General features: G+C 63.7%; 8 protein-coding genes and 1 other RNA gene. 8 read left to right on the forward strand and 1 reads right to left on the reverse strand.

The annotated features are described in order from the left end of the window. Positions 1 to 8: 8 nt before the first annotated feature. The 4 genes from NOV21_RS03595 to NOV21_RS03605 all read left to right on the forward strand — a co-directional run bounded on the left by NOV21_RS03595 (position 9) and on the right by NOV21_RS03605 (position 2,871). Positions 9 to 896 (forward strand): homocysteine S-methyltransferase family protein, encoded by an 888-nt coding sequence (locus NOV21_RS03595; RefSeq protein ID WP_283171441.1) that lies wholly within the window; start codon positions 9 to 11, stop codon positions 894 to 896. 2 nt (positions 897 to 898) lie between these two features. Next, positions 899 to 1,168 (forward strand): hypothetical protein, encoded by a 270-nt coding sequence (locus NOV21_RS03600; protein WP_283171440.1) that lies wholly within the window; start codon positions 899 to 901, stop codon positions 1,166 to 1,168. A gap of 193 nt (positions 1,169 to 1,361) precedes the next feature. Continuing rightward, positions 1,362 to 1,532, forward strand: a non-coding RNA gene (gene ssrS / locus NOV21_RS11315) — 6S RNA. Between the two features lie 28 nt (positions 1,533 to 1,560). Then, positions 1,561 to 2,871: a replication-associated recombination protein A gene (locus tag NOV21_RS03605; protein WP_283171439.1), complete on the forward strand. Its 1,311-nt coding sequence runs from the start codon at positions 1,561 to 1,563 to the stop codon at positions 2,869 to 2,871. A 204-nt stretch (positions 2,872 to 3,075) separates the two neighbouring features. Here NOV21_RS03605 and NOV21_RS03610 read toward each other — a convergent pair whose 3' ends face one another. Next, positions 3,076 to 4,512 carry an ATP-binding protein gene (locus tag NOV21_RS03610; RefSeq protein ID WP_283171438.1) on the reverse strand — a complete coding sequence of 479 codons (1,437 nt, stop codon included), beginning with the start codon at positions 4,510 to 4,512 and terminating at the stop codon, positions 3,076 to 3,078. 283 nt (positions 4,513 to 4,795) lie between these two features. Here NOV21_RS03610 and NOV21_RS03615 point away from each other — a divergent pair, with 283 nt between their 5' ends. The 4 genes from NOV21_RS03615 to NOV21_RS03630 are packed head-to-tail and all read left to right on the forward strand — an operon-like array spanning position 4,796 to position 11,382. Next, positions 4,796 to 5,293, forward strand: a complete 498-nt coding sequence (locus tag NOV21_RS03615) for a DUF948 domain-containing protein (protein WP_283171437.1) — start codon at positions 4,796 to 4,798, stop codon at positions 5,291 to 5,293. A gap of 49 nt (positions 5,294 to 5,342) precedes the next feature. After that, positions 5,343 to 6,605 (forward strand): AI-2E family transporter, encoded by a 1,263-nt coding sequence (locus NOV21_RS03620; RefSeq protein ID WP_283171761.1) that lies wholly within the window; start codon positions 5,343 to 5,345, stop codon positions 6,603 to 6,605. Between the two features lie 9 nt (positions 6,606 to 6,614). Continuing rightward, positions 6,615 to 9,200 (forward strand): YhgE/Pip domain-containing protein, encoded by a 2,586-nt coding sequence (locus tag NOV21_RS03625; protein WP_283171435.1) that lies wholly within the window; start codon positions 6,615 to 6,617, stop codon positions 9,198 to 9,200. After that, positions 9,193 to 11,382: a YhgE/Pip domain-containing protein gene (locus NOV21_RS03630; protein ID WP_283171434.1), complete on the forward strand. Its 2,190-nt coding sequence runs from the start codon at positions 9,193 to 9,195 to the stop codon at positions 11,380 to 11,382. Before NOV21_RS03625 ends, NOV21_RS03630 begins: the two co-directional genes overlap by 8 nt. Positions 11,383 to 11,759: the final 377 nt, after the last annotated feature.

The following is an 11,759-nucleotide window of genomic DNA, read 5'->3' on the forward strand; positions in this document are numbered from 1 at the left end:
GAGGATCCATGCCCGACATTCAGATGAGGTTCCACCGCGATATGCTCGTCATCTCCGAGCCGCTGAACGGCGTGCTCTCGAAGGCGGGGTACGATGTGGAATCGGGGTTGGAGATGCTCGACCTGCTCGAGGAAGAAGCCGTCGAGCAGGCTCTCCGCACCCAGATGGCGGCGGGGCCGCAATGCCTGTGCACGCCCACCTTCGGCATCACGCGCGCCCGGCTCGCCCACGCCCGCATGCGCGACCGCCAGCGCGATGCGGCGCAAGCGGCGATCGGGCTGTGCCGTCCGTTCCGCCCGCAGCACCTCATCGCGGAGGTAGGGTCCACCCGCCTGCCGCTGGACGCGATGTCGAAGGCGTCGCTTGTGGCCAACCGCGACCAGTATGCGGAGGCGGTGGTCGCGTTCGGGCCGGAAAACGTGGACGCTTTCCTCTTCAACGGGCTGGCGGGCGCCGAAGACGTCCGATGCGCCCTCATGGGGGCGCGCAAGGAGTGCGCGACGCCCGTCATCGTCAGCGTCGACGTGGATGATCAAGGCACGCTGCTCGGCCGCAGCCAGACGATCGAGGACGTGCTTGCCGTTGCGGACGATCTCCAAGCTGATGCGGTGGGTATCCGCACGAAGGCCGCCCCGTCCGATGCCGCGGCGATCGCGAGGCGCATGGCCCGGGCGAGCGGGTTGCCCATCCTCGTGCAGCTGGACGTGGGGGAGCCGGCGCCGCGCCGGGTCGCGCCCGCGGAGGGTAACCCCTACTGGCATCCCGACACCATGGTTGCCGCCGCAGAGCTTCTTCGCGCCGCCGGCGTGCAGTTCCTGCGTGCCGCAGGCTCGGCGACGCCCAGCTACACCGGCGCCCTCTCCGCCGCGACGGCGGGGCTCCCGACCGTTCGGTAGCCATGGCACGCCGCCAGCCCATCACCAACCTGCAGCGTTCCGAGGATTACGGGATATTGCAGCATCTCATCGACGTACTGTTCGGCGACGCCGAGTTCGTTCGCCGCGTGGATGCGATCGTGCTGGCTGAATCGTTCGACCTGCCGGCCGATTTGGTCGAGATAGTGAACCTGCTTCCTCCTGGCACGTACACGCGGCAACGCATGTGCGATCAGCTGAACAGCGCGATCAGCGGCCATGCTTGGGGCCAGGTGTACGGGACCGTCGAATAGCCTCGGCAGCATCGCGCGGCAGCACGCCACCGGTTTCGCGGCATCGGCGATCCCGTCCGAGGCATTCCGATAGCGCCCGGCGCGGGCGCGGAGGGTGCGTTTTCCCGTCGCGATGGGCGGGACGCAAAGCATTCCTCCCTTTGGGCGTCAAAGTCAAGACTTGTCTTTGGGAATGGCGAAAGTATCCTGAAAATAGTTCCACCTTCGTTCCTCGTTTTTTGCGATGGACCGATGCATTTTCTTTGGGAGCTCCAGATTGCCGTCGGAATGGGAATTGGCATCCGTTGATGCGAAAGCCAGGAAGTCGGCTGCGGGCACCCACCTTTCTTAGGTGGGTTCATCCTAAGGGCGGGGGTGGAACTTTCTCTGCACCGTCGTATACAATGACTTCCATGGACACTCTTTTCAGCGACTTGGCGGATCAGGCGAGGCGGCGGATCGCCCCCTTGGCCGTTCGCATGCGCCCCCGCACCCTGAGCGAGCTCGTGGGCCAGCAGCAGGCAGTGGGCCCGGATAGCTGGCTTGCCCGCGCGATCGAGCGCGACACCCTGACCAGCGTGATCCTCTTCGGACCGGCCGGCACGGGGAAGACCAGCATCGTGCGCATCATCGCCGAGCACACGAAAGCGATGTTCGTCGAGGTCAGCGCGATCGGAGGCACGGTTGCCGACCTGCGGCGCGAGATCAAGGCCGCCGACGAGCGGCTTGCCCTGCAGGGCAGGCGCACCATCCTCTTCGTGGACGAGATCCACCGCTTCAACCGCAGCCAGCAGGATGCGCTCCTGCATGCGGTGGAAGACCGCACGGTGGTGCTGGTGGGTGCCACGACCGAGAACCCGTTTTTCGAGGTCAACACCGCGTTGCTGTCCCGCAGCCGCGTGGTGGAGCTGAAGGCGCTCTCCGATGGCGAAATCGGCGAGCTGCTCGACCATGCGCTCGAGGACGAGCGCGGCTTCGGCGGCGCCTACGCGCTTTCCGACGAAGCGCGCGACCGCATCGAGCTGCTTTCCGGCGGCGATGGGCGCAGTGCGTTGACGACGCTCGAGCTCGCCGCCGCCCTGGTGGACGCGGGCACGCCGGACGCGCCCGCGGTGATCGGGCTGGACGACGTGGACACCGCCACGCCGTACCGCATGCTTCCCTATGACAAGGGGAAGGATATGCATTACGACGTGATCAGCGCCTTCATCAAGAGCATGCGCGGGAGCGATCCCGATGCCGCCCTATACTGGCTGGCGCGCATGATCGACGGCGGGGAGGATCCGAAGTTCATCGCGCGGCGCATGGTGATCGCCGCATCGGAGGACGTGGGCAACGCCGATCCCCAGGCGCTGCTCGTCGCCACGGCCGCGTTCAAGGCAGCGGAGGTGATCGGCCTGCCGGAATGCCGCATCAACCTTGCGCAGGCCGCTATCTATCTCGCGTTGGCGCCCAAGAGCAATGCGGCGGAGGCGGGCATCGATGCCGCCCTCGCGGAGGTGCGCCATGGGCCCGCGCGCGATGTGCCCAGCCACCTGCGCGACCGCCATCGCCCCGGCTCGGAGGGGTACGGCGAATACAAATACCCCCACGATTTTCCCGGAGGTTGGGCGGATCAGCGCTATCTCCCCGAAGGCTTGGAGAAGGGTGCGTTCTTCCATCCCACCGAACGTGGATGGGAAGCTTATCGCGTGGAAACCACCCGCCGCGACCGCAAGGGGTGAGGAGTCCGCGCCCGCCGCGATCGGGGCAGACGAGCCTTACGGGTTGCGGAAAATGCATAGCGAAACGGGCGCCCTGCCTTGTGGGGGCTGCTCCAAACCATCCAATTCCCCCAGGCTGCGTCGTAGAATTTCCCGGAGGTATATCGGGCGAATTGGCGACCGGGTCCCTTTGTAAATTCCGCATCCGCATCGCAGGGCATCCTATCATCCTCGACGGTCGCTGACGATTCTGTTTTTGTCGATGAGGATGAGGGATCTTCCGCTTCCCGATTGCTCGATGAGAGCGTCTTCGAAACCGGTTGCGGAGAACAGCCCGACGAGCGTGCGTTGGTCGGAACCGGGGATCGAGGGCAGCTTCGCAAGGACTTCTTGGAGCTCGCGCACCGAGAACGCCTTGGTTGCATGGTATTTGCATTCCCCAACGAATCGAGCGGGGCTCGTCCCCTCCGTCGCCTGGGCGCATACGTCGGCCTCGACGCTTCCGGATCGGTTCCAGTACGATGCGATCCGCTTCGGTGAAAAAGGTATCTGCCCCTGTGTGCAAAGCCTGCCGAACGTCTCGCGCGAGATGTCCTCGAATGCGAAGGGCACATGGTTGCTGCGAAACGTTTTCATCATCGCATCGTTGCTCGGCCCCAGATTGCCCATTTCCAGCTCTCCCTCGAACGGTTGCACGTAGCGCAGCCAAAAACGAAGGAACGGATCGGTTATATGGTACAAGCCGTTCTTGCTGCGCTCGGGCTTGTCCTCGTTGAAGGGCACCCTTCTCTCCAGGTATCCCAATGAGATGAGTATCTTGAGGTATCCTGTCAAATCGCTTGCCCGCTTTCCGACCATGCGCGAGATGTCGGAAAGCCTGTGGTGGCCGAGGGCGATGGCGGTCAGCAACGTAAGGTAGTTCACGGGATCGCTGAGGTCTTGCCCCAGCAGAAAATAAGGCTCTTCGTGCAAAAAGCCGGTTGTCCGTAAAACATTCTCCGCTATCGCCCGGTCCACGTCGCTTTCTTCGCGGAACGAATCCGCTTCGAAGAATTCCAGATATTTCGGAACCCCGCCCGTGACCGAGTAGAGTTCGACCAGCCTTTTGAAGGGGGTCCCGACGAAATGGGCCTCCAATTCATGGAACGGGAGGGGAGGCAGTTTCAGCTGGCTTGTCCGCCTGCCGTAAAGGGGGCTCTCGCGAGAGAGGATCTGGTCGCGCATCATATGAACGGATGAGCCGCATAGAATGAGCATTACATTGGCCTGGGAGAGCATCTCGTCCCAAGCGCTCTGGAGCACCGAAAGGAATGCGGGGTTCGTTTTTGCGAGATAGGGAAGTTCGTCGATCACGAGAACTTTCTTCGTCTCGGGGTCGAAAGCCGCGAAGGCGTTGAATAGGGGGCGCCAATCGGTGAAAGAGGCTTCTGCAAGATAGCCTGCCCCGGTGAAGCTTGCGACGAGCCTGGCAAATCGCTGCAGGTTCATGGGCTCGCTTTCCTGCGAGGCGAGGAAGTAAAGCGCATTTTTGCCGGAGACGAACTCCTTGACGAGCCTGGTCTTCCCGATGCGCCGGCGACCATAGATAACGACGAATCCATGGTCCCGCGCGTACTCTCGTTCGAGTATCGCAAGTTCGGATTCCCTGCCGATGAACTCCATGAGTCTCTCCCCTTCGGTTTTAATAATAAAAGATTTTATCATAAAAAATATTATTAAATGAAATACGACCGGTGGCATTTGACGCGACCGCAAGGGGTGAGGAGTCCGCGCCCGCCGCGATCGGGGCAGACGAGCCTTACGGGTTGCGGAAAATGCATAGCGAAACGGGCGCCCTGCCTTGTGGGGGCTGCTCCAAACCATCCAATTCCCCCAGGCTGCGTGGTAGAATTTCCCGGAGGTATATCGGGCGGCTGGCGCCCCCTTCGGCAGAGAGGTAACTTCAATGGATGCTGCGACACTTCTTAACGCGCTGCTCGTGCTCGCTATCGTTTTCGCGGTCGTCGCGCTGGGCGTGCTCTTCCTCCGTCTGAAAAAGACGGTCGATGCCGTCACGTCGATGGTCGACGACATGAAGGCGAGGCTCATGCCCACGCTGGGCCATGTGGAGCAGCTCACGAACGACCTCCAGCCCGTCGTGAAGAAGGCGAACCCCCTCATGGATCGCGTGAACCTTACCGTCGACGAGCTCAACCTGGAACTCATGCGCGTGGACCAGCTCCTCAGCGACCTGGGTGATGTGACGGCGACCGCTTCCAACGCCGCGGGCGCGGTGGATACCGTCACGGCGGCGCCCGCCAAGCTGGTCACCTCCGTTTCGGATCGCTTCTATCGCGCCCTGAACGGCAAGAAGACGTCTTCCATGTCCGCCCAGCTGGCGGAGGCCGCCGAAGAGCGCGTGGAGGAAGCGTCCGACGGGGATTCAGCGGATAAGGTCGAGTAGCCTCTCCATGGGAGAATTCGATCGGCAGGCAGAGTCAGCGGAGCGCCGGATGCAAGAGCCGGTGCCAGGCACCGGCGGCGTCGATGTCTCGCTCGGCGCATGGCGGCGCCGAGCATATGCCGTCTGGGCCATCATCGGCTCGTTCCTCCTGCTCTTCGGCTTCGGCTACGTCCTCAACGTGCTCGCGATTCCCGTGGGCATCCTCATCTGGTCGGCGGTCATCGTCTTCTGCCTGCGTGGCCTCGTGATCGCGATCGAGAAGCGCGGCCATTCGCGGATGGTGGCGGTCACCTGGTCGTATATCGTGCTTGCCGTCGCCATCGGCGCCATCGTGGGGCTGATGTCCTCGCCGCTGTTCGGCATCGGCGATCAGTTCAAGAGCATGGCGCTCAGCCTGCCGGATTACATCTCCGGCGTCCAGAGCGCGTACAACGGGTTCGTCGAGGAGCATCCCGACCTGATGCAGAATCCCGCGGTGACCGATGTGGTCAACAATGTCACCAGCTCGCTTGTGGGAACGCTCGAGGAGGCGATGCGCAACGGGCTGGACAGCCTGGCCGACATCGGCATCATCGTGGCGAATTCCGTGCTCTGCATCGGCTTCGCCCTGGTCGTGGCGTTCTGGATGCTGCTCGCCCTGCCCGACATGGGCCGTGAGATCAGGCGGCTGACCGGCGGGGCGCATAGTGAGAGCATGGAGTTCATCTACTTCACCTTCACGCGCGTGGTGGGCGGTTACATCAAGGGCATGCTGGTGCAATGCGGCCTGATCACGGTCGCCTGCGCAGTGCTGTTCCTGTGCCTGGGCGTGCCGAACGCGGTGGCGTTCGCCATCATCACCGGCATTTTGAATTTCGTCCCCGTGGTGGGGCCCTGGCTCGGCGGTGCCGCAGCGGGCCTTGCCGCGTTGGGCACGAGTCCCTTCACCGCCTTGATGGCGATCATCCTCACCGTGGCGGTGCAACAGGTGGTGTACACCTTTGTCAGCCCGAAGATCATGAGCGACACCGTCGATGTGCATCCCATGATGGTCATCTTCGCGATGGTCATCGGCCTGGCGGTGGGGACGCAGATGAGCGGCATCGTGGGCGGGCTCACGGGCATGCTGCTCGGTATCCCCGCTGCGGCCTTGGGAAAGTCCCTGTTCGTGTACTTCTTCGAGAAGCGCACCGGCCGTACCATCGTCGCCCCCGACGGCGTCTTCTTCAAAGGGTCGCCCAGCCTCGAGGGCAGCGCCATCGCCGATGCGACCGGTCGGAAGCATCCCCACCGCCGCTTCAAGCGACCGTCATCCATGCCTCCCGCGGAGTAGGTGCCGTCCGTGCGTAACATCTGGCGCGTGCTCAAGCGCGATATCCTGCGTCTGCTGAAGGCGCCTGCCGCCCTGGTGGTGGTGCTGGTGCTGATCGTGCTGCCTTCGCTGTACACCTGGTTCAACGTGGCGGGATTCTGGAACCCCTACGACAACACCGGCAACCTGCGCATATGCGTGGTGAATCAGGACGAGGGCGCCTCGAGCGAGCTCACGGGCGACTTACGCCTGGGTGATGAGATCGTCGACGAGCTGCACGGAAACACCCAGCTGGGATGGACGTTCACCGACTACGATACCGCCATGCGGGAGGTGGAATCGGGGGAAGCCTATGCGGCGTTCGTGATCCCCTCCGATTTCAGCTACTGCTTCACGACGCTGCTTTCCGGCGATGTGCAGCAGCCCGCCCTGGGATACTACGTCAACGAGAAGGCGGGCGCCGTCTCCCCGAAGGTGACCGACACAGGCGCCACCAGTTTGGAGCAGACCATCAACAGCACGTTCGTCTCGGTGGCGAGCGGCATCGTGGCGGATCGGCTGCAGCAGGACCTCGATGACGCCCGCGCGGAGATCGGCTCCGCGCAGGATAGCGCCGCGGGGAAGATCGGGGAGGCCAAGGCCCACGTGGGCGAGGCCCGGGTGTCGCTCGAGAACCTGGGCTCTGCCGGATCCGCCGCGAAGGGGAAGTCGCAAGAGGCCGTTTCCGCCTTGCAGGAGGCGCGGTCCACCGTCGAGGCGCTGCAGGACCAGATCTCCCGCATTTCGGATGACACCGTCACCGTGCAGAACGAGCTCGGACCGCTGTCGACGCGGATCCTCTCGTCGTTGGAGAGGGGGTCGCTTTCCGCCTCGCAGGGGGTCTCCAAAGCGCATGTGGAGCTTTCCGGCGTGGCGTCCACGATCGAGGGCGCTTCGGGCACGGTGAAATCCGCCCTGGCGCAAGGCCAGAGGGCGCTTGACGAGTACAACCGGATCATCGCCCGCTTGGAGCAGGTGAAAGCAGCCCTTCCCGCCGACCGGCAGGGCGATTTCGACGCCGTGCTCTCCAAGGTGAAGGACAACCGCGACAAGCTCCAGAGCGCCCTCGATGCGTTGAAGACGGCCGACACGGACGTCGAGGCCTTCGCATCCGGCATCGTCCAAGCCGGCGACGACGCCGACAGCGCCGTGCAGCAGTCCCTGTCCCGCGCCGATGCATATCGATCCGCGGTCTCAGACACCGCATTGCCCGCGGTGAACGACGCGCTTTCGCGGACGGTCTCGCTTGCCGCGGACCTCTCCACGGCCGCTTCCACCCAGAAGATGCTCATCGATCAGGCCATCACGGCATGCAACCAGCTGTCGATGACGCTCGACGGCCTCTCCGGGGCGCTCGATCAGACCGACTCGCTCATGGCGAACGTCGAGCAGGGACTCGGATCCACGCAGTCCGATCTCGCCGCGCTGGGAACCTCCGACCTCCTGTCGCAGATCGCGGGAGGGAAGATCGATTCGGGCACGGTCGCCGATTTCATGCTCTCGCCCACGAAGATCACCACGATCCCGGTGTACGCGCCCAACTCGTACGGCGCGGCGATGGCGCCCCTGTTCTTCAACCTGACGCTGTGGATCGGTGTGTTCATGCTGATGGTCATCCTCCTGCAGGAAGTCGACGACGAGGGCATCCCGGGCCTCACGCTGGGGCAGCGGTATTGGGGCCGCTACCTGTTCCTAGCCCCCATCGCGGCCCTGCAGGCGGTGGTGTGCTGCATCGGGTGCCTGGTGCTCGGCATGCTTCCGGCAAGCGTGCCCCTATTCTTCGTCACCGCGGTGGTCGCATCCCTCACGTACCTGACCATCCAGTTCACGTTGTCGGTGTCGCTGCAGCACATCGGCAAGGGCCTCTGCGTCGTGCTGGTGTTCGTGCAGATACCAGGGGCGACGGGCCTCTACCCGGTGGAGATGATGCCCGAGTTCTTCCGGAACGTGTACCCGTTCTTCCCGTTCACTTATGGCATCAACGCGCTGCGCGAGACCATCGGCGGCTTCTATCAGGATGCATGGCTGTCGATGATGGGCATGCTCGTGCTGTTCGGTGTGATATTCCTCATTCTCGGCCTGGCGCTGCGGCCTTACCTGACCAACCTCAACCGCATGTTCGCCTCGCAGATCAGGGAAAGCGACATATTCAACGGGGAGGAGGTCCACGCCCCCGCGCGGCGCTACCGGTGGGAGCAGCTGATGGACGCCCTGTCGGACCGCGAGGAGTACCGCGAGGGGATGCGCGTCTCGGCCGCCCGCTTCCTGCACGTCTATCCCCGCCTGAAGGCATGCGCTTGGGCCTTCGGGATCGGGGTGCCGGCGTTGATGACGGTGGTGCTGACGTTGAACGAGGGCGAGAAGGTCGTGCTTTTGACGGTGTGGCTCATCTGGCTGGTCCTGATGATAACCTTCCTGGTCGTCGTCGAGTTCGTGCGCGACAGCGTGCAGCATCGGTTGGGCCTGGCGGACATGAGCGACGAGGAGCTGCGGGGCCTGTTCCGCGTTCGCAGCCAGAAGATCGGACCGAACGTCGAACCGGGGGATGGGCCGGCGGGAGGCGATTCCGGTGCGTAATATCTGGCGCCTCTTCGTCGACGACCTGAAACGGCTGGGGATGAACGTGGTCACGGCCATCATCGTGATCGGGCTGGTGTTCATGCCCTCGATTTTCAGCTGGTACAACATCATCGGATGCTGGGATGTGTTCGCCAACACGGGCAACCTGGAGGTTGCCGTGGCGAACGCCGACGAAGGGTACACGAGCGATCTGATGCCCCTGCGGATCAACATCGGCGAGCAGCTGGTGAGCTCGCTGCGCGCCAACGACCAGCTGGATTGGGTGTTCGTGGACGCCGACGAGGCAGTGGATGGCGCGATGTCGGGCGAGTATTACGCCGCGGTCGTCATCCCGGCGTCGTTCAGCCGCGACATGATGACGTTCTACTCGCAGGGCTCCGAGCATAGCAGCCTCGAGTACTACACGAACGAGAAGAAGAACGCCGTCGCGCCCAAGATCACCGGCCGTGGCGCCGATCAGGTATCGTACCAGGTCAACAAAGTGTTCAGCGAAACCATATCGGAAACCGCCCTGGGATTGGCCTCCGCTCTGTCCGACTACGTCGATACATCGGATGCGAAGGGCCGCATCGGCATCATCGCATCGCGCGTGAACGCCATGAGCGGCCAGATGACGCAGGCGTCCTCGGTGCTGCGCTCATACGCGCAGATCATGGATGCCGCGCAGGCATTGGTGGGCGATTCGACGCAGCTGCTCGAGCAGGCGCAAGGTGCGGTTGCGGATGTCGGGCGATCGGCACAGCAGGGCGATCAGGCCTCCTCGGGGCTTTCCGATGTGCTGAAGGAGTCCTCCGCCAGTTTGAGGGCGTCCCTGAAGCAGAGCAGTGCCGATTACGATACTGTCGCGTCCGATATCGAGTCTGCGTTCAGCGCCGCGAAGAAGGGTGCCTCCGACGCCTCGTCGCGCCTGCAAACGCAGGCGGACGAAGCGCAGAAACGCTCGGACGAGTACCGCAGTGCGGCGAACCAGCTTGCCGCGATTGCGAAAGATCTGCCCGACGGCGCGGCGAAGGACTCCCTTGCAGCGGCGGCTTCCCGCATCAACGGCCTCGCCGATGCGCAGGCCGAGCTTTCGAAGAGCCTGTCCCAGTCCGCCGCCGACATCGCAGCGGGCGCAGACGGTGCGCAGGAGGGCTTCGACAAGGCGAAGCAGCAGGTCGATTCCGCAAAGGAATCGGCGCAGCAGGTCGATCGGGATTTCGAGGAAAATGTCGAACCGGCCCTCGACGACCTTGCCGATAGCGTTTCCGTCGCGGTATCGACGCTCAAGGGCAGCGCGGGCAAGCTCGCCGACATCGATAGCGACTTGACGGGCGCGACCGACTCGGTGCAGGGCGGGCTTCGGTCGACGAAGGAAGACCTGCTGGCTGCAGCCGACGATGTCGATGGGTCGGCCGCGCGGCTGTCCTCCCTTTCCCAAGCGCTGAGCACGGCGCTTGCCAACGATGACGCCGCCGCGCTCAAGGCGGCTATCGGAAGCGACCCCGAGGCCATCGCCTCGGTCCTTTCCGCCCCGGTGAAACTCGACCGCCACGAGGTGTTCCCCGCGGAGAACTTCGGCAGCCAGATGGCGCCGCTCTACTCCACGCTGGGGTTATGGATCGGGTCGTTGCTCCTCGCGGTTGCCATCAAGGTCGTCGTGTCGAAGGACAATCGGAAGAATCTGGCCGATCCGAAGCCGCGCGAGCTGTTCTTCGGGCGCTTCGGCGTGTTCGCCCTGCTCTCGCTCGCGCAGAGCACCATCATGGCCGTGGGCAACCTTGTCTTCTTGAAGGTCCAGGCCGTCGAGCCGCTGCTGTACCTCATCTGCTTCTGGGTCGCGGGGCTGGTGTTCACGCTCTTCATCTATTCTCTGGTGGTGTCGTTTGCGAACCTGGGGAAGGGCATCGCCGTGTTCTTCCTGATCATCCAAGTGACCGCAGGCGGAGGCAGCTTCCCGTTGCAGATGCTGCCCGACTTCTTCCAGCAGGTGAGCCCCTATGTGCCGGCGACGCACGTGATCAACGCGATGCGCGCCGCCATGATGGGCGTCTACCAGGGCGATTTCTGGGTCGAGCTCGCTTATCTGCTGCCCTTCGCCGCGATCGCCCTGCTCCTAGGGCTCGCCCTGCGCAAACCCTTCGAGCGGTTCATGCGCTGGTACGTGAAGAAAGTCGAGGCCAGCAAACTCGCCGCGTAGGGAGCGCGGGTTAAGTTGAAGGAGCCGACTCCCTGACTCCGGAGGAGATCAGGGGCCAGTTCCTGATTGTTTACCCCTTTAGTTATCGCGTTTAAGTAGCGGGGGCTGTTCACAGCTGGTTTTTCCTCCCCTCGGACATGCCAATGCGAGCAAGATCGCAATACGGTTTGGCTGCACATTTGCAGAGATCTGCGGGAGGCGGGCGGCATCGACTGCTCATGGGTGCCGTTCTCTAGGGAACCGCCGATGAATTCCGCCAGCCCGGGGGCGGCATGCTGGCGCCGGAGCGGCCCGATCCCCGTCCGCGCACGCCTGCGCCCGCTCGGCTTCCGCCGCTTTGGCGCTCAGCCCGCCGCCCCCGGCCAAGGCGGAATTAA

The organism is Curtanaerobium respiraculi, assembly GCF_024609215.1.
In the GTDB taxonomy this organism is placed as follows: Bacteria; Actinomycetota; Coriobacteriia; order Coriobacteriales; family Eggerthellaceae; genus Curtanaerobium; species Curtanaerobium respiraculi.